This window comes from Leclercia sp. Marseille-Q4284 (assembly GCF_916618945.1).
In the GTDB taxonomy this organism is placed as follows: Bacteria; Pseudomonadota; Gammaproteobacteria; order Enterobacterales; family Enterobacteriaceae; genus Enterobacter; species Enterobacter tamurae.
The window spans coordinates 1935611-1954522 of the sequence record NZ_CAKAKG010000001.1 but is presented as its reverse complement, the minus strand read 5'-3'; the positions used below and the strand labels follow the sequence as shown (position 1 = coordinate 1954522).

Here is an 18912-nt window from a genome sequence, read left to right as displayed (position 1 = left end):
GCTGAATTGTGCTTAAAAAGCCAAAAAAAAGGCGGCATACGCCGCCTTCGGGTATCTGATGACTTATTTGTACAGATCGGCGCTGATGGTGATGTTATTACCGCGTTCCTGCCACTGGCGGGTGATGTGGTAATACTTGGCCCCTTTCTTCGCCGCACGCTTCGCCACCTGGTAGGAGATTTCGGTCATGTTGCCGTAGTTACCGGTGAACTTGATGCTGTCGAACGGCACCATCTGCGCAGCAGTGGCGTTGTTCAGCTCTTCAATTTTAGTGCCGTCGTTGAGGGTAACGCTGTAACGGCCGCCTTTGGTGGTCTGGGTTTCAAAGAAACGGCCCACACCGGCAACGGAGGCACCAGGCGCTGCGCTGGTTGCCACGCCAGGGATTTCCACTTTCTTCGCTTCTTCGCCGCCTTTGGCAATCGCTGCGCGACCTGCCTCAGAGTTGGCCGGGATAGCATCCGGGCTCTGCAGGACGCGTTTTTTGGCGTCTTTTTTGTAGACGTAGGCGGTGATGCGCTGGTTGCCGCCATCGTTGGCATCGATCTGGCGAACGATGTAGTAAGAGTCAGCCCCTTTCGCCTTCGCGGCTTTGGTGATGGCGTCGTTCACATCCGGCTGGCTGCGGTAGAAGCCCTGAACGGTGACGGTATCAAACGGTTCAAGCATCACGGCCTGATCTTTAGGCAGCTCCATCACATTGTTGATAACGCGATTTTTCTGCACTTCCGCTTTTGGGGCATTCTCTTTATACAGTGCAACGGTTACGCGCTGGTTGCCGCTGCTGCCGTATTCGGAGTTATCCACGACGTAAAATGCGGCGGCGCCTTCTTTATCGGCGCGTTTGGAGGCGGCATTGACCGCATCGCCAATGGAGTTAAAACGACCTACGATCGTAACGCTATCGTAAGGTTTCGTAGCAGCCGCTTGCTCCGGCGTTAACTCTGTTGCGGCATTGGCAGACAGGGCGGTCGCAGCAAGGAGTGCGGACGCCAGGAGAGTGTTCTTAAGCTTCATAAAAATAATCCTTCGCCTTACGCAAACCAGGTACTGGTCTAATTGTTAATTTGAAAACGTTGACGATTATGGCATTTAACACCCGTCGCTGTCTGCGCGATTTTTCACGACCGGTGCGGAGTAAGTTGCCAAAATATATAACCTTTACTGATATGTTGAAAAAACACGCGTTTGACCAGTAAAACTAATAAAGCATATGACTTTCACAAGTTGATTTAATGTTAATAAGTTGTTTCTGGCTGGGGCTATATCGTGTTTTTGCCGCTTCGCCTGAGCTAAACATCGGCCCTGGCGGTGAAATAAGAGCAGATATGCCTGTCTGAGACCCCGATCGCTTATTTTTGACAGATAAAGTCATAAATAGTGTTTTCTTGCTGTGGATCACAGGCGGTATTTTCAGTAGGTTATAGAAAGTTTGTTACTGTTTTATTTTCTGCGGGTAGAGGTGAGTGGCAGGTTAAGTCCTGTCACTGCTGTTGTATACCCGTGATGAATGTTCGACAAACCATCATCAAAAACCGATGGAAGGGATTACTATGCGTATTGGGGTACCAAGAGAACGGTTTGCCAATGAAACCCGCGTAGCGGCGACACCGAAAACGGTGGAGCAGCTGCTCAAACTGGGTTTTACCGTCGCGGTTGAAAGCGGCGCGGGCAAGCTGGCAAGTTTCGATGACGAGGCGTTTATTCAGGCTGGCGCAGAGGTTGTCGACGGCGATAACGTCTGGCATTCGGACATTATTCTGAAGGTCAATGCACCAGAAGAGAATGAGATTGCGCTGCTCAATCCAGGCACCACGCTGGTGAGCTTTGTCTGGCCGGCGCAAAACCCGGAGCTGATGGAGAAGCTGGCGGCGCGTGGCGTCACCGCGATGGCGATGGACTCTGTGCCGCGCATCTCGCGTGCGCAGTCGCTGGACGCCCTCAGCTCAATGGCGAATATTGCGGGCTACCGCGCCATCGTCGAAGCTGCACACGAATTTGGTCGCTTCTTTACCGGACAGATCACCGCGGCGGGTAAGGTTCCCCCGGCGAAGGTGATGGTTATCGGGGCAGGTGTTGCTGGTCTGGCCGCCATTGGCGCAGCCAACAGCCTGGGCGCGATTGTCCGTGCCTTTGACACCCGTCCGGAAGTGAAGGAGCAGGTGCAGAGTATGGGCGCCGAGTTCCTTGAGCTGGACTTTAAAGAAGAGGCTGGCAGCGGCGACGGTTACGCCAAAGTGATGTCCGAAGCCTTTATCAAAGCCGAGATGGCGCTGTTCGCCGCCCAGGCGAAAGAGGTGGACATTATTGTCACCACCGCGCTGATCCCGGGTAAACCGGCGCCGAAGCTGATTACCCGTGAAATGGTCGACTCCATGAAGGCCGGTAGCGTGATCGTCGATCTGGCTTCGCAAAATGGCGGCAACTGCGAATACACCGTTCCGGGCGAGGTTACCACTACCGCCAACGGCGTGAAGGTGATCGGCTATACCGATCTGCCGGGCCGTCTGCCGACCCAGTCTTCTCAGCTGTACGGTACCAACCTGGTCAACCTGCTGAAGCTGCTGTGTAAAGAGAAAGACGGCAACATCACCGTTGATTTTGACGACGTAGTCGTGCGCGGCGTAACCGTGGTTCGCGAGGGTGAAATCACCTGGCCAGCACCGCCGATTCAGGTCTCTGCGCAGCCGCAGGCAGCAGCCAAAGCCGCGCCGGCACCAAAAGAGCCAGAAAAACCGGCGTCCCCGTGGCGTAAGTTTGCCTTTATGGCGCTGGCTATCGTGCTGTTCGGCTGGCTGGCAGACGTCGCACCGAAAGAGTTCCTCGGACACTTCACCGTCTTTGCGCTCTCCTGCGTAGTGGGTTACTACGTGGTCTGGAACGTCTCCCATGCGCTGCATACGCCGCTGATGTCGGTCACCAACGCCATCTCCGGGATCATCGTGGTTGGGGCATTACTGCAGATTGGTCACGGCGGCTGGGTCAGTTTCCTCAGCTTTATCGCGGTACTGATCGCCAGTATCAATATTTTCGGTGGTTTCACCGTGACTCAGCGCATGCTGAAAATGTTTCGTAAGGGATAAGGGGTAACCTATGTCTGGAGGATTAGTTACAGCTGCATACATCGTTGCCGCGGTCCTGTTTATTTTCAGCCTCGCGGGGCTTTCAAAACATGAAACGTCGCAGCAGGGTAACAACTTTGGTATCGCCGGGATGGCGATTGCGCTGATTGCCACCATCTTCGGGCCGGACACCGGCAACGTGGCGTGGATCCTGGTGGCGATGATCATCGGCGGTGCGATTGGTATCCGTCTGGCGAAGCGCGTTGAAATGACTGAAATGCCGGAGCTGGTGGCGATCCTGCACAGCTTCGTGGGTCTTGCAGCGGTGCTGGTGGGCTTTAACAGCTACCTGTATCACGAGCCGGGGATGGAGCCGATTCTGGTGAACATCCACCTGACCGAAGTGTTCCTCGGGATCTTCATCGGTGCGGTGACCTTTACCGGTTCTATCGTGGCGTTCGGCAAACTGCGCGGCAAGATCTCCTCTAAACCGCTGATGCTGCCAAACCGTCACAAGCTGAACCTGGCGGCGCTGGTCGTCTCCTTCGTGCTGATGGTGGTGTTTGTGCGCACCGACAGCGTGGGCATGCAGGTGCTGGCTCTGCTGGTGATGACCATTATCGCCCTGGCCTTCGGCTGGCACCTGGTGGCCTCCATCGGTGGCGCAGATATGCCGGTGGTGGTCTCAATGCTGAACTCCTACTCCGGTTGGGCGGCAGCAGCGGCGGGCTTTATGCTGAGCAACGACCTGCTGATCGTGACCGGTGCGCTGGTCGGTTCGAGCGGGGCGATCCTCTCCTACATCATGTGTAAGGCGATGAACCGCTCGTTCTTCAGCGTGATTGCCGGGGGCTTTGGCACCGACGGACAGACCTCCAGCGGCGACGACGAGGTGGGTGAGCATCGTGAGATCAACGCCGAAGATACCGCTGACATGCTGAAGAACTCCCACACGGTGATCATCACCCCGGGCTACGGCATGGCGGTAGCGCAGGCTCAGTATCCGGTTGCGGAAATCACCGAGCGTCTGCGTGCCCGCGGCATCAAGGTGCGCTTTGGTATTCACCCGGTTGCCGGGCGTCTGCCGGGCCACATGAACGTGCTGCTGGCGGAAGCGAAAGTACCGTACGACATCGTGCTGGAGATGGACGAGATCAACGACGACTTCTCCGACACCGATACCGTGCTGGTGATTGGCGCGAACGATACCGTTAACCCGGCCGCGCAGGACGATCCTAACAGTCCTATCGCCGGTATGCCGGTTCTGGAAGTGTGGAAGGCGCAGAACGTTATCGTCTTCAAACGCTCCATGAACACCGGTTACGCTGGGGTACAGAACCCGCTGTTCTTCAAAGAGAACACCCACATGCTGTTTGGCGATGCCAAGGCCAGCGTGGATGCGATCCTGAAAGCGCTGTAACCCATATTTACGGTCGAAAGAAAACCGCCCATCTGGGCGGTTTTCTCATTTCTGCAGGCTGTGCACGCTCACTGTCTATACTTTCCTTTTTTGCGTAAAGGGAGGAGGGAGCATGCAGTTCTTGTCACGTTTCGATTTTTTGACGTTAATGATGACCCCCAGATTCTGGATTGGCTTTGCCACGGTGACGGTGGTAACTCTGCTGATTTACTGGCTACTGAAACGCCTCATCACCTTTGTCCATAAGGGCATTACCAACTGGGGTGACAAACATCCCGCCACCCACAAGATGCATTTTGTCCTCACAGAGATGCTCAACAGAACCAGCCGGGTGCTGCTGTTTGTGGTCGCCTTTCTGTTTAGCCTGCGGTTTGTCGAACTGCCGGATCGCCTCTACGGCGCCCTGAGCCATGCCTGGTTCCTGGTGCTGGCGATTCAGGTGGCGCTGTGGATGGATCAGGGGGTGGTCTCCTGGCTACGGCACGTGATGCTGACCCCGGGGAGTCACAAAAACCCCGTCACTCTGGTGATCACCGGGCTGATCCTGCGGGCGATTGTCTGGTCAGTGATGCTGCTGTCTATTCTGGCCAACGCAGGCGTTAACATCACCGCGCTGGTGGCCAGCCTGGGGGTAGGGGGTATTGCCATTGCGCTGGCGGTACAGACCATTCTCAGCGACGTCTTTGCCTCGCTCTCCATTGGTTTCGACAAGCCCTTTGAGATCGGGGATTTTGTGGTGTTCAACGACGTGGCCGGGACGGTGGAGCATATTGGCCTTAAGACGACGCGTATTCGCAGCCTGAGCGGGGAACAGATTGTCTGTGGTAATGCGATCCTGCTTCAGCAAACCCTGCATAACTACAAGCGGATGCAGACGCGTCGTATCGTCTTTACCTTCGGCGTGGCCAGCGATACACCGCCGGAAAAGCTGCGGGTTATTGGCGATAACGTGAAGAAGATCATCACTGATATCGGTGAAACGCGTTTTGACCGCGCCCACCTGCTCGGTTTTGATAAAGACAGGCTCACCTTTGAAGTGGTGCATATCGTCAACACGGCGGACTACAACAAGTACATGGATATCCAGCAGGAGATCAATATCCGTATTCTTGAGAGCCTGAATGATGAAGGGGTAAAACTGGCCTTGCCAAGCATGGTGCTGCATGCGCCCTGGATGAAAGAGGGCGAGGGCGCGCAACAGCCGCCTCAGCCCGTCACTCAGAGCTAAAAAAAAGCCCGCCGTTATGGCGGGCTTTTCACTGTTAGTTAATCGTCTTCGTCGTCGTCCAGCGCTACCGGGGTTTGATACTGGTCCGGCTTAATGACCAGCAGGTCACAGCGCAGATGATCGATTACCTGTTCCGCCGTATTACCCAAGAAGGCGGCAGAGATACCGGTGCGGCCGATGGTGCCCAGCACCACGATCCCCGCCTGCAGATGCTCTGACAGATCCGGGATCACCTCTTCAGGCAGGCCTTTCTCGACGTGGGTCAACTTCTCATCGATACCGAATTTCTGTCGCAATGCTTTCATCGCCAGCAGGTGCTGGCCGCGAATGGCGTCGTTATACACGCTCGGATCAAATTCCGGCAGTTCGATAGCAATGTTAATCGGGGTAATCGGGTAGGCGCCCACCAGGTGGACTTCGGTATGGTTGACCTGTTCGGCGAGCTGAAGGGTCTCTTTCACCAGCTTTTCGTTCAGGGCGTTGTGATAGTTCTCTTCGCTGGCGAGATTCACCGCCACCACCGCTTTACCGCCTTCCGGCCACGGCTGGTCTTTCACCATCCACACCGGGCACGGGCATTTACGCAGCAGGTGCCAGTCGGTCGGGGTGAAGATCACCGCTTCCAGCTTGTCGTGCTGGTGGGCCATCTTCAGCAACAGGTCATGTTTGCCGCTGACCACTTCCTGGATGATGGCTTCGAACGGACGGTTGTGCCACACCACTTTGATCTCAATGGGGACACCGGCTTCAAGATAGAATTTTGCCTGCTCGCGGATCCAGGCGGTACGCTGGCTGATCACTCCCTGACGCATAGCGGTGCGTTCGTCAGGCGACAGAAGGGTGGTCATTTCGTAAGAAAAGTCATATATCGGCAGAAACGCTTTAATTCTGCCACCAATCCGTTGATGTAAATAGACAGCTCGTCGTAACGCCGGTTGATCGTCCTGATTAGGATCGATGGCCACCAGCATGTTTTGATACTTTGCCATACAGGTCTCCTTACTACTGTCACCACAGTCTGTAAGTAAAAGAGTAACCTATATATCTGAATTGAAACAGGGGGAAGTTTTTGTCAGATCAATAAATCACAAAAAAATGGGTAACCGTGGTAATTCTCGTTGATGCCAAGTTCACTAGCGAGATGAGCCTTAAGGACAAGATCTCTGACAAAGCACAAACTCCCCGTGATATTTTCTCTCTCGCCCCAGCACAAACCATCCACATTTCTTGCTGTAATAAATGTTAATTGCACCACTTTAATCCTGACGGCGTCCTGAAAATCACAAAATAACATATTGATTGTTCAGCTTTAAGTTGAAAACATTTACTATATTTGGCACGGTAAGAAGTAGATTTTCAATTATGTCTTAATTACTTTCAGCGAAGCGGTGTTCCTGGCGCTCACACTCTCCAGGAAGGAAATAATCAATGCGGGAATAGGCTAATGGCTTCACACATAGGTTCGTTAAAAAGAAAAAAATGGTCGCAGGTGTTACTCAATGGCGCGGAGAATAATTTTGGTAAAGTGATGTTCGCCTATACCGTTTCGGTCATTATTGGTACCTATTCAATTTCAAAAATTCAGACAGAATCTGCAGAGTCAATAAACAGAATGAATCAAGAGAAAATTGAATATTATTATAAACAAATTGAAAACTTGCGGGCAGAAAATGAACAGTACAAAAAATGGCTCCTCGAGAGTGAAAAAGCAACGCCAGTCATGTATGAGAAGTTCACGCAGATGCAGGCGCAAATTGTCACCTTAAAAGCCGATATCAACAGTCAGCATCCTGTGCCGGGCCAGAAGGACAAAGACGACAACGTATCCTTGGCGTCAATTGCAGTCAACTATGATGTCAACAAGGGGCAATCAGTATTTGATGCGAATGCAAATGTCTTTATTGGTGTCAAAAGAGTGAACGTCTCGGCAACGGCAGAAATCACTGTGTCAGATGTGAAAGGCGGTCAAGTCAAAAATCTAACGATATCGCCAGGCGAAGCAATTTCTGTTAATAACGGAAAGTTTCTGATTTTACCCACAGAAATTAATTATGTTTTTGATCGCGTATCATTTTTGATAAAGACAAATAATTGATATCGATATTTATGCCTGCTTAGACGCGGTGACAATTCGGATCTGGATATAGAAATAGTAGAAACAGAAGGTCAACAGACGTTGTCTTGAGGAGTAAGAACCTAGGGCCAGAGTCAAATCAATACCAGATCAGTAAATGTAACATTTGCTGATCTGGCTGAATGAAACGCGGAATTTTATGCCACGTTACGCGAGTGGCCCGCCAGCACTGCCAGCGCTTCACCGTTTTCAATGGTGATATATTTTCCTTTCACCGCCAGCATCCCGCTTTTCTGGAAACGACCCAGCAGACGGCTGATGGTTTCCACGGTCAGGCCCAGGTAGTTACCGATATCGCCACGGGTCATGGTCAGACGGAACTCACGCGGAGAAAAACCGCGCTCGGCGAAACGACGGGAGAGGTTGTAGATAAACGCCGCCAGACGCTCTTCAGCGTTCTTTTTGGACAGCAGCAGGATCATGTCCTGATCGCCTTTGATCTCACCGCTCATCAGACGCATCATCTGCTGGCGCAGGTTGGGCATTTTGCCTGACAGGTCGTCGAGGGTTTCAAACGGGATTTCGCAAACCATTGAGGTTTCCAGCGCCTGCGCAAAGCTCGGGTGGTTACCGGTGCCAATGGCATCAAAGCCCACCAGATCGCCCGCCAGGTGGAAGCCGGTGATCTGCTCGTCGCCCTGTTCGGTGATGGTATAGCTCTTGATGGTGCCAGAACGGATAGCGTACAGCGATTTCAGTTCGTCTCCCGCTTTAAACAGCGTCTGCCCTTTCTGAATCGGCTTTTTACGCTCGATAATATTATCAAGCTGATCAAGCTCGTGCTCATTCAGGGTAAACGGGATACAGAGCTGGCTGATGCTGCAGTCCTGACAATGGATAGCACAACCGCCAGACTGAATGCGTCGAATAATTCGCTTTTCCGGGATCATAGGTTTGCTCAAGCCTTAATTGATATTGGTCAATTTTAACATCTTTTTGGACCCGGCGTAAGCCTGGTAAACCATCAATCAGGACAAGAAGCGTGAATGCGGTAGCATGTTCTTGAAATTCCACAAATTAGCTGCGGACTTTATCGCTAACATAAGGAAAATTAAGCACTAAAAGCCTGGAACTACAGCAATAAATACCCTTCGTGACGCAGCAACCACTCCTTGCGCTGCACCCCGCCGGCATAGCCGGTCAGGGTACCGTTGCGGCCGATCACGCGATGGCAGGGCACTACAATACTGACCGGGTTTGACCCGTTTGCGGCACCCACTGCGCGCGCTGCGCCCGGGCGTCCGAGCTGTTCCGCCAGCTGACCATAATGCATCACCTGACCGCAGGGAATGGATCGCAACGCCTGCCAGACTTCACGCTGAAAAGGGGTGCCGGCCGTGGCGGTCGGCAGAGTGTCAATAATGCTGAGATCGCCCTCGAACCAGGCGGCCAGCTTATCGCTAAGCCCGCCTGGATTGCTGGCGCTGATACGCTCGTAGCCCTGCGCCCGGTAGTGGATATTGAGCAGCTCCACCATCCGGTTGCTGTGCTCCTCCCACTCGACGGCGCGCAGGTTGAACTGCTCATCCGCAATCACCCACAGCGGCCCCAGCGGGGTGGCAATTTTATCTTCGAGTAATCTCAGCATATGCTCTTCCTTAATTCAGTCGCGGGTAGACTCCCGGCCCGATGGGCAGGCCGACAAGATACCATGCCACCAGCATGAGCAACCATACTCCTAAAAAGATAAGCGGATAGGGTAGCACCAGCGAATAGTAGGTACCCAGTTTGGCCTCGGGCTTGTAGCGCTGCAGGAAGCCTAAAAACAGCGGCACGAACGGCGACACCGGGGCCAGCGGGATCACCGAGGAATCCGCCACGCGGAACAGGATCTGCGCGAAGGCCGGGTGGAAGCCCAGCAGCATAAACATCGGCACGAAGATCGGGGCCAGAATCGACCAGATGGCCGACCCGCTGGCGATAAACATGCACAGCAGGGAGGAGAGCAGCGCCAGGCCGACAAACGCGGGCACGCCGCTCAGGCCGGCGGTTTCCAGCAGGTCGGTCAGGCCCACCGCCATAAACTTGCCCATGTTGCTCCAGTTAAACATGGCCACAAACTGCGCCAGCGGGAACACCATCACGATAAACCCGGCCATCTCCTTCATCGGCTCGATCATCAGCTGAGGCAGATCGCCCTGACGACGCACTTTCCCGGTGGCGATGCCGTAGGCCAGCGACACTACAAAGAAGAAGAGAATGATCAGCGGCACGATGCCTTTGATAAACGGCGAGGGCAGCACGGTGTGCTGGACCGGATCGCGCAGGATGCCGTTCTCCGGCACCACCATCAGGGCGATGGCGGCGATAAACAGCAGGGACACTACTCCGGCAACCCGCAGCCCGCGACGCTGCTCCGGCGACAGCGCATCCAGCTTCTCGTCGCTGCTACCCTGCCACTTGCCCAGACGTGGCTCCACGATCTTATCGGTGATCAACCCCCCGACAATCGTCAGCACAATCACCGAGCTGGCCATAAAGTACCAGTTGTCGATCACGCTGACGTGCATCGCAGCATCGATGGTTTTGGCCGCTTCGGTGCTGATACCGGAGAGCAGCACGTCGGTGGTGACGATCAGCAGATTAGCGGTAAAACCACACCCGACCCCGGCAATCGCCGCCAGCAGGCCTGCCACCGGATGACGCCCGACGGCGAGGAAGATCAGCGCGCCCATCGGGGGCATAATCACCAGTGCCGCATCCGAGGAGATATGGCTGAAGAAGGCGATAAACAGCACCATATAGCTGGCGTAACGCGCGTTGACCTGAGAGGCCATTTTCACCATCAGGGCGGGCAGCAGGCCGGAACGTTCAGCCAGACCGGCACCCAGTACCAGGGCAAGGATCGCCCCCAGCGGGGCAAAGCCGCTAAAGTTTTTGATCACATTCGGTAAAAACCAGTGCAGCCCTTCGACGCTCAGCAGGTTTTTAACTGCCACCATGCTGCCATCGGCCGGGTTGCGGGCGCTGACGTTAAAGGCTGACAGCACGGCGGTGGCCGCGGCCAGGATCACAATCAAATAAACGAACAGCAGGAAAGGGTGCGGCACTTTGTTGCCGACTCTTTCAACCCAACCATAGAGCTTGCCGGATGGGGAATGCGAAGGTATGGAAGACATACTCATGGGCGTTCCTCGGGAGTGTTGTGTTGTTATGTTTTATTATTTTAAAGGTGACGGTGTCACGTTTTCTGGGATCGGGCAGACGTACGGTTTTTCATTTGACTGTTGAGCAAACTCCTCGCGGCAGGCGGCCAGCAGCGCCGGGTCCTGCAGCAGCGCCAGGGCGGTGGCACCCATCACTTTACCAGCCAGCAGCATCCCTTTATGGGCGATGGAGGTGCGGCCCTGAGCCACCAGCTGCCAGGTGTGCAGCGGCGTACCGACGGTAAAGCAGGGGCTGAAGCACTGGGCGACCGGCATTTTCCAGCTGACGTCACCCACGTCGGTAGAGCCCGCCAGCACGTTATCGGTGATGGCATAGGGGGCCACCTCGTCCACCAGCAGGGTCTGCTGATGCCGACGGGCAAACTGCTTGCCGTCTTCTCCGCCGGTGGCGGCGATATTTTTCAGGCTGTTTTGCAGATCGTTGTCGGTCAGCGTGGCGCGGATCTCCGCCGCAAAGGCGCGTTCTTCCTCGCTCCATGCCGGGGTGCCGAAATGCTGAAGAGCGCTGTACATGGCGGCCTCCAGCGTGCGGTTCGGCAGATAGCTGGAGCAGGCTTTATCGAAGCGGCGTTCAACGGTGGTTTCGGTCATCAGCGCTGCGCCCTGGGCAATCTTTTCGATCCGCTCGTAGATCTGCTGCGCATCGGCCATCTCCGGGGCGCGGATCAGATACAGCACTTCCGCCTGGGCCTGCACCACGTTTGGAGAGATCCCGCCGGTATCGGTGATGGCGTAGTGAACGCGGGCTTTTTCAATGATGTGTTCGTTGAGGAAATTGGTCCCGGTGGTCATCAGGGTGACGGCATCCAGCGCGCTGCGCCCCAGATGCGGGGAGTTGGCGGCATGGGCTGCGGTACCGTGGAAACGCCACGCCGCCTGGATGTTGGCTAAGGTGCTGACGTTAAACATCCCGGCAAAGGCTTCCGGGTGCCAGGTAACCGCGGCATCCACATCGTCGAACAGCCCTTCGCGCACCATAAAGGTTTTACCCGATCCGCCTTCTTCGCCAGGGCAGCCGTAAAAACGTACCGTACCGCTGTCGCCGTGCTGCTCCAGCCAGGATTTTGCCGCCACCGCAGCCGCCAGCCCGGCGGTGCCGAGCAGGTTATGCCCGCAGCCGTGGCCGTTGGCCCCCGGGGTCTCGGTTTGCGGGGTGGCGCAGTGCGCCTGCTGGCTTAACCCTGCCAGGGCATCGTACTCCCCCAGAATGGCAATCACCGGTTGCCCCTCGCCGTAACTGGCGATAAAGGCGTTCGGCACGCCGCCCGCCTCGCGGGTCAGGCTAAAACCTTCCGCTTCCAGGGCGCTGGCCAGACGTTCAGCGGACCAGAACTCTTCGAAGCGGGTCTCAGGATGATCCCAGATCTCATCGGCAATCCTGGTAAAGTGCTGAGATCGGGTGTCGATAGCATCCTCAATAAAACGGTACATGCTCTGCATTACACACCTCGCGTCCACGGGAAGTTAAGCGCGGTTCGCGCCAGGGTTTCGATGGCGATGAGCATCACCGTCTCGTCGAAATCGAATTTTTCGTTGTGGTGTCCGGCGCTGAGGGTGGTGCCAAACACCATATAGGAGGCGAGGCCGCCGTTCTGCTGAACCCGGGCCATCATCAGGGTGGCATCTTCCGATCCGGCAGGGGCTTTTACTCTGTCGATGGCCTGCTCCACACCGGCCACCCGGGATGCCTGCTCGCGCAGATAGTTCACCCACGCCGGCGAGGGTGCGCTGGAGGTCGCTGCACCCATCAGACGCAGCTCGGTGCTGACGCCGTGCATCGCCGCCGCCCCGTCAATGACCGCTTTCGCGCGCTCGAACACATAGTTATTGATGGCTTCGCTCTCGCCGCGGGTCTCTACCTTCAGCAGCGCAGTGGCGGGGACGACGTTACGCCCGCTCCCCGCCTGCATCACGCCGACGTTGACGCGGGACGCGCCTTCGCTGTGCGGGGCGATGCTGTGCAGGCCGATGGCGGCCTGGGCGGCGGCCAGCAGGGCATTGCGTCCCTCTTCGGGTTTGCCCCCGGCGTGCGCCGCTACACCGGTGAAGCGCACGTCAAACTTGGTGGTCGCCATAAAGTTATCGCTGCCGCAGATCACGGTACCCGCCGGCACGCCGGTGCCAATGTGGATGGCGGTGAAGTAGTCCACGCCGTCGAGTGCGCCCGCTGCAACCATGGCTCGTGCGCCGCGGGTGCCCTCTTCGGCAGGCTGGAAGATCAGTTTGATGGTGCCGTTCAGCTGCGCGCGGTACTGCATCAGCAGGTGCGCCAGCCCGAGTCCAATGGTGGTGTGGCCGTCGTGGGCGCAGGCATGCATCATGCCGCTGTTGCAGGAGGCAAAGCCTTCCCGGGCCGGAAGATGGTCGTCCTGAGTGGATTCATCCAGATCCAGCGCGTCCATATCGACCCGAAACGCCAGCGTCGGCCCCGCTCGGCCGGTATTGAGCGTGGCCACAATCCCGGTGAACCCGCCCTCAAAGGCGCTGAGCCATTTTTCCGGCGCACCCTGCTGACGGGCGCGGGCAAAGGTCTGGGCCAGGGTGGCCTCGTCGGGCAGGCCCATCCGGCTGTCAGCGTCGACCACATCGCGGCCCATCGCCAGTTCGTAGCCCAGTTGATCCAGTACCTCTGCCACTTTTGCCGCGGTGCGGAACTCCACCCAGCCGGACTCGGCAAAATGATGGAAGTCACGTCGCCAGGCGGTGAGTTGCGGGAAGAGGGTTTGCAGGTCCTGCGCCAGTGTATGCATATCGTTTCCTGTCATCATAAGAATATGTGAACTGCTTCACACTGTGATAGTTTTTACTTATCACTAACCGTTTATTCACAGATTTAACCGTTCGTGGCTTACCCTGGCACAATCAATTCCATTACAGTAGATGACAGTTTCTTTACTCTGATAAACAACGGTTATCGGTGCCGACATGACATTCCAGGTAAAATTTCATCAGCTGCGGGCCTTTGTGGAAGTGGCGCAGCAGGGGAGCATCCGTGGGGCGGGGCGGGCGTTGAATCTGTCACAACCGGCGTTAACCAAATCCATTAAAGAGCTGGAAGAGGGCATCGCGGCGCAGCTATTTATTCGCCGCAGCAAAGGGGTGACCTTAACCGAGTGCGGAGAGAGTTTTTACCAGCACGCCAGACTGATCCTCGAGGAGTTACGCAGCGCCCAGGACGATATTCGCCAGCGGCAGGGCCAGCAGGCCGGACAGATTAATATCGGGATGGGGGCCAGCATTGCCCGCCTGTTAATGCCCGGGGTCATTTCCCGCTTCCATCAGCAGCATCCGCAGGTCAAGGTGCGTATTATGGAAGGACAATTAGTTTCGATGATTAATGAATTACGCCAGGGGGAACTTGATTTTACCATCAATACCTATTACCAGGGGCCGTATGATCATGAATTCACGTTCGAAAAATTGTTTGAGAAGCCTTTTGCGATATTTTGTCGGGCAGGCCATCCGGCAATAGAAGCTGAATCTATTAGCGAATTACTTAAATATAGCTGGACGATGCCGACGCCGCGAGGCAGTTATTATAAGCAGCTGGAAGAGATGTTTTCCCACCGGGATCAGATCCCCCATATAGGTGTAGTCTGCGAAACCTTTTCGTCCTGTATTAGTCTGGTCGCGCAGAGCGATTTTCTCAGCATTCTGCCGCAGGAGCTGGGCTGCGACCCGCTGCTGGCCAACAGGCTGGTGATGTTGCCGGTGAAAGAGCCGTTACCGAAAGCGACCTATTACCTTATTCAACGAAGGGATTCCCGACAGACGCCGTTGACTACCGCATTAATCACACAATTCAGACGGCATGCCCGGCAGGTTATTTATTAGACAGTATGAGGATAAAAAAATGGAGCCCATCGACATCCAATAGACTCCACAGTACACACAGCATTGCTCCACATGCATCTCTGCTTATTATTTCCATTGTGCAGATACCTTCATGTATAACATCTTTTGGTGATAAATAAAGAAATTAAGTCCACGCGATCATAAAAATTTAATGTAAGTCATAAAGTTAATCATTAATAAAATTTCGTTTTAGTCCAGTTACATTAATTATTAAATTAACTGAACTGATTATTATTTTTTTAATAGTCAATCGACGCCGCATTGAGCCCCGAGAAAGGGGCAGGTATAGTACCCTGTCAGCTAAGCAGGAGGATGCCATGAACCCAGACGATAAATCGCTTTTTCTCAACGCGATGGAGGATGTCCAGCCTCTCAGGCGTTGTGCCGACGTTCACTGGCAACCCGCCCCGACAACGCGCGTCCGTCAGCCTGTGGACACCAGCCAGCTGGATAACTTTCTCACCACCGGCTTTCTGGATGTCATTCCTCTGGCAGAGCCGCTTTCGTTTCAGCGTGAAGGAGTGCAACTGGGGGTCATCGATAAGCTGCGCTCGGGCAAATACCCCCGCCAGGCGAGCCTCACCTTATTGCGTCAGCCCGTTGAGCAGTGCCGCCAGCAGCTGTTTACCTTTATCCGCCAGGCGGAGCGCGACGGCTTACGTAACCTGATCATCATTCACGGTAAAGGACGCGACGATAAGTCTCACGCCAACATTGTGCGCAGCTATCTGGCGCGCTGGCTGACGGAGTTCGAGGCGGTGCAGGCCTATTGTGTGGCCCAGCCTCACCACGGCGGCAGCGGGGCCTGTTATGTCGCGCTGCGCAAGTCCAGCGAGGCAAAACTCGAAACCCGCGAGCGACTGGCCAAACGCAGCCGCTAGATCATGGACAACACCGCATTATGCTACCGTCAGTTTGGTGAGCCTGAGTCTGTTTTGCAGCGGGAAACCGCGGTAAAAGCGCCGCTGCAGCCGGACATGCTCCGGGTGCAGATGCTGCTCTCTCCGGTCAACGCCTCGGATCTGATCCCCATCACCGGTGCTTACCGGCATCGCATTAGCTTGCCCGCCATCGCCGGATATGAAGGCGTAGGGCGGGTGATTGCCGCCCCCGTCGGTTTCACCCACCTTTTGGGCCAGCGGGTGCTGCCGCTGCGGGGAGAAGGCACCTGGCAGCACTATGTCGACTGCCCGGCGGCGCTGGCGATCCCGGTTCCGGATACTATTGATACTCTTCTGGCGGCGCGGGCGTTTATCAACCCTCTGGCGGCCTGGCTGATGCTCAACCTCTGGCCTGTGCAGGGTAAACGGGTGCTGCTGACCGCCGCCGGATCGGACTGCGCCATTCTGCTGGGACAGTGGGCGCTCCGGCGTGGGGCGACGGACGTATACGGCATTCATCGCTCGGCAATTCATGCCGACAGGCTGCGGGGGATGGGGATCGTCCCGATAGCGCAGCAGGAGAGCGACAGCGTGCGCGCCATCGCCGCCGCCAGCGATATCGTCTATGACGCCACGGGGGGCGAGCTGGCGCAGACCATCTTAAGTGCAATGCGTAACAGCGCTGCATTTATCTGCTATGGGTTGCTCTCCGGACAACCCTTTACGTTACAGCGTCACTTCCCGCCTATGCACTGGTTTCATATTCGCAACCACTTCGACGCGCTTAGCCCGCAGGCATGGCAGGCAGCGTTTATCGAAATCTGGCCGCTGCTGACCGGAAGCCACTACAGTGGCGCCCGGCTGCTGCCGTTCAGTGCCTGGCAGACGGCCCTGGCCGACTACCGGCAGGCGGGGCGAGACCACAAACCGCTGCTGGATTTTACCTGCGATACCCCTTAGCTCGCATGGCTCATATCACTGAGCAGCAGCGCAATGCTTTTGCCGCCGGAGGTCTGCTCCAGCGCAATCTTGACGATAATGGTCAGAGGTACCGAGAGCAGCATTCCCACCGGCCCCAGCAGCCAGCCCCAGAAGATCAGCGACAAAAATACCACCAGCGTCGAGAGGCCCAGACCGCGCCCCATTAACCGGGGCTCGAGAATGTTGCCGAAGATCAGGTTGATAAACAGATACCCCGCCAGCAGCACCAGCGCCGGATAAAAGCCGCTGAACACCAGCACCTGCGCAATCGGTGGGATAGCCGCCAGCACCGATCCGATGTTCGGAATATAGTTCAGGGCAAAGGCCAGCAGCGCCCAGACGAAGGCGAACCGGACCTCCAGCACCGCCAGCATTCCCCAGACCACCAGCCCGGTCACCAGGCTGATGGCGGTCTTTAACACCAGATAGTGCGAGACGCTGTCGAGGGCGCGCTGGATCGCAGCCATGCCTTCCACCGGGCGGGACATCAGCGGCTGGAGCTTCGCCGGCAGCTGCGGCACCTCCAGCAGCATAAATACCACCGTCAGCAGCAGTAAAAAGATAGACGTCATGGCGCTGGAAAGCTGCGACAGCAGGGCGGTCACCAGGGTCATGGCGGCATTGGGATCGATGTACTTCAGCAGCTCTTCCATTGACACTTCAATCCCGGCCCGCTGCAGCCAGGGCTCCAGATGCAGCAGCGGCACGGCCAGCGAGGAGCGGTAGTGCGGCAGGGTGCGCGCCAGCTCATTCAGCGAGGTGCCCAGATAGGCCACCAGCAACGCCATGAAGATCACGATAAGCAGGATCGGCAGGGTGATTGCCAGCACCCGCGGAAGACGCAGGCGCACCAGCCACCGCACCAGCGGATGCAGCACCACGGCGATAAACAGCGCCAGAATAAAGGGCACAATAATATCCGCCGCAACGCGGATCCCCGTCAGCACAATCACCAGCATGCCGAGCATGATGACTATTTTTAATCCGTTGAGAGTAATAATGGGTTTGGCCATGCTGGCTCCTGATACCGTTCTTTTTATATATTCTAACGGCGCGGGGCGTTTAAAAAATTAACCAAACACAAACAGTAAGGGTAAAGAAATGAAAAGGCTTTGAGTAAAATCCTGGCTTGTGGTAAAAATCAGCTGTGTTTAACTACCGGAGACAATTTTCATCTGCACTGACGAGAAGCAACACCGCAGATAATTGTAATTTTATGGACAATCTGTTCAGGACGCATTTTTCAAACATCTCTGCTTTATCCTCCTCTTTTTGCCTGCTGTCTGGCGAGCAACACTGGCGCAACGCGCTGTAGATCCTCTCTCTGCCTGAGCTGGCGCCTTGCGCCCGGCTGAATCTTCATTCGTTTTTACCCGGCTGCCACCTTTGGCGAGCCGCGAAGGATTATATTCTCAAGCAGGAGAAAAAATATGTTTTACTGGATCCTCTTAGCCCTGGCTATCGTTGCTGAAATAACCGGCACGCTTTCAATGAAATGGGCCACCATCAGCGGCGGTCACAGCGGCTATATTTTAATGCTGTCGATGATTGCGCTGTCCTATATTTTCTTGTCTTTTGCGGTTAAAAAAATCGCGCTGGGCGTGGCGTACGCATTATGGGAAGGGGTAGGTATTTTCTTAATCACCCTTTTTAGCGTTTTACTGTTTGATGAGTCGCTGTCGCTAATGAAAATGGCGGGTCTGACGACGCTGGTCGCGGGAATAATATTCATTAAATCCGGCACCCGCAAACCGGCAAAACAGCGCAAGGAGGCGACCCATGCCACAGTTTGAGTGGGTTCATGGCGCCTGGCTGGCGCTGGCCATCGTCCTGGAGATTGCCGCCAACGTGTTGCTGAAGTTTTCCGACGGTTTTCGCCGCAAAGTGTTCGGCCTGCTGTCGATTGCGGCGGTACTCGCCGCCTTCAGCGCCCTGTCGCAGGCGGTCAAAGGTATTGAGCTGTCGGTGGCCTATGCCCTGTGGGGCGGTTTCGGGATTGCGGCGACGCTGGCGGCGGGCTGGATCCTGTTTGGGCAACGGCTGAATAAGAAGGGCTGGATTGGCCTGCTTCTGCTGCTCGCCGGGATGATCATGATAAAACTGGCCTGATACACTCGCTGCCTGCCATTACAGGCAGCGAAATTCATGACCTGTATTACGCTTAGTCTGAGGGCATTAACATAA

Annotated in this window: 17 protein-coding genes; 9 read left to right on the top strand and 8 right to left on the bottom strand. The window is 55.7% G+C overall.

Annotated features, from left to right (window positions below):
* Positions 1-63: 63 nt before the first annotated feature.
* Entirely contained in the window at positions 64-1017 is a 954-nt protein-coding gene (gene ydgH, locus LG383_RS09105; RefSeq protein ID WP_225758930.1) for a DUF1471 family protein YdgH, read from the bottom strand.
* A gap of 536 nt (positions 1018-1553) precedes the next feature.
* On the opposite strand from ydgH, the gene pntA reads away from it, so the two are divergent.
* From pntA to LG383_RS09090, 3 genes are all read left to right on the top strand, one after another.
* Positions 1554-3083 (top strand): Re/Si-specific NAD(P)(+) transhydrogenase subunit alpha, encoded by a 1530-nt coding sequence (gene pntA, locus LG383_RS09100; RefSeq protein WP_225758929.1) that lies wholly within the window; start codon positions 1554-1556, stop codon positions 3081-3083.
* Positions 3084-3093: 10 nt separating this feature from the next.
* Entirely contained in the window at positions 3094-4482 is a 1389-nt protein-coding gene (gene pntB, locus LG383_RS09095; RefSeq protein ID WP_225758928.1) for a Re/Si-specific NAD(P)(+) transhydrogenase subunit beta, read from the top strand.
* A 112-nt stretch (positions 4483-4594) separates the two neighbouring features.
* Entirely contained in the window at positions 4595-5710 is a 1116-nt protein-coding gene (locus tag LG383_RS09090; RefSeq protein ID WP_225758927.1) for a mechanosensitive ion channel family protein, read from the top strand.
* 38 nt (positions 5711-5748) lie between these two features.
* Here the strand turns inward: LG383_RS09090 and uspE are convergent, their stop codons facing one another.
* Complete coding sequence (gene uspE / locus LG383_RS09085) at positions 5749-6699, bottom strand: universal stress protein UspE (RefSeq protein ID WP_225758926.1); 951 nt, start codon at positions 6697-6699, stop codon at positions 5749-5751.
* A gap of 455 nt (positions 6700-7154) precedes the next feature.
* Between uspE and LG383_RS09080 the strand changes: the two genes are divergently transcribed.
* Positions 7155-7805, top strand: coding sequence for a hypothetical protein (locus LG383_RS09080; RefSeq protein ID WP_225758925.1), 651 nt, complete (start codon positions 7155-7157; stop codon positions 7803-7805).
* Between the two features lie 176 nt (positions 7806-7981).
* Here the strand turns inward: LG383_RS09080 and fnr are convergent, their stop codons facing one another.
* The 5 genes from fnr to LG383_RS09055 all read right to left on the bottom strand — a co-directional run bounded on the left by fnr (position 7982) and on the right by LG383_RS09055 (position 13761).
* Positions 7982-8734, bottom strand: coding sequence for a fumarate/nitrate reduction transcriptional regulator Fnr (gene fnr / locus LG383_RS09075; RefSeq protein WP_032617879.1), 753 nt, complete (start codon positions 8732-8734; stop codon positions 7982-7984).
* Between the two features lie 182 nt (positions 8735-8916).
* The gene (ogt, locus tag LG383_RS09070; protein WP_106993761.1) at positions 8917-9432 is read right to left on the bottom strand and encodes a methylated-DNA--[protein]-cysteine S-methyltransferase; all 516 of its coding nucleotides are present in this window, start codon (positions 9430-9432) and stop codon (positions 8917-8919) included.
* Positions 9433-9442: 10 nt separating this feature from the next.
* Positions 9443-10969 carry a p-aminobenzoyl-glutamate transporter gene (abgT, locus tag LG383_RS09065; protein ID WP_106993762.1) on the bottom strand — a complete coding sequence of 509 codons (1527 nt, stop codon included), beginning with the start codon at positions 10967-10969 and terminating at the stop codon, positions 9443-9445.
* A 36-nt stretch (positions 10970-11005) separates the two neighbouring features.
* Positions 11006-12451: a M20 family metallopeptidase gene (locus tag LG383_RS09060; protein WP_106993763.1), complete on the bottom strand. Its 1446-nt coding sequence runs from the start codon at positions 12449-12451 to the stop codon at positions 11006-11008.
* Positions 12451-13761, bottom strand: coding sequence for a M20 family metallo-hydrolase (locus tag LG383_RS09055; protein WP_225758924.1), 1311 nt, complete (start codon positions 13759-13761; stop codon positions 12451-12453). The genes LG383_RS09060 and LG383_RS09055 overlap by 1 nt, the downstream gene beginning before the upstream one ends.
* A 175-nt stretch (positions 13762-13936) precedes the next feature.
* On the opposite strand from LG383_RS09055, the gene LG383_RS09050 reads away from it, so the two are divergent.
* The 3 genes from LG383_RS09050 (at position 13937) to LG383_RS09040 (ending at position 16707) form a co-directional block, all read left to right on the top strand.
* The gene (locus LG383_RS09050) at positions 13937-14845 is read left to right on the top strand and encodes a LysR family transcriptional regulator (RefSeq protein ID WP_106993765.1); all 909 of its coding nucleotides are present in this window, start codon (positions 13937-13939) and stop codon (positions 14843-14845) included.
* 338 nt (positions 14846-15183) lie between these two features.
* The gene (smrA, locus tag LG383_RS09045) at positions 15184-15747 is read left to right on the top strand and encodes a DNA endonuclease SmrA (RefSeq protein WP_225758923.1); all 564 of its coding nucleotides are present in this window, start codon (positions 15184-15186) and stop codon (positions 15745-15747) included.
* A 3-nt stretch (positions 15748-15750) separates the two neighbouring features.
* Entirely contained in the window at positions 15751-16707 is a 957-nt protein-coding gene (locus LG383_RS09040) for a zinc-dependent alcohol dehydrogenase family protein (RefSeq protein WP_225758922.1), read from the top strand.
* Here LG383_RS09040 and LG383_RS09035 read toward each other — a convergent pair.
* Positions 16704-17741, bottom strand: a complete 1038-nt coding sequence (locus tag LG383_RS09035; RefSeq protein ID WP_225758921.1) for an AI-2E family transporter — start codon at positions 17739-17741, stop codon at positions 16704-16706. The two genes, LG383_RS09040 and LG383_RS09035, sit on opposite strands and share 4 nt — an antisense overlap.
* A 417-nt stretch (positions 17742-18158) precedes the next feature.
* Here LG383_RS09035 and mdtJ point away from each other — a divergent pair, with 417 nt between their 5' ends.
* Positions 18159-18521 carry a multidrug/spermidine efflux SMR transporter subunit MdtJ gene (gene mdtJ / locus LG383_RS09030; RefSeq protein WP_166182323.1) on the top strand — a complete coding sequence of 121 codons (363 nt, stop codon included), beginning with the start codon at positions 18159-18161 and terminating at the stop codon, positions 18519-18521.
* Positions 18508-18837, top strand: a complete 330-nt coding sequence (gene mdtI, locus LG383_RS09025) for a multidrug/spermidine efflux SMR transporter subunit MdtI (protein ID WP_166182324.1) — start codon at positions 18508-18510, stop codon at positions 18835-18837. The genes mdtJ and mdtI overlap by 14 nt, the downstream gene beginning before the upstream one ends.
* Positions 18838-18912: the final 75 nt, after the last annotated feature.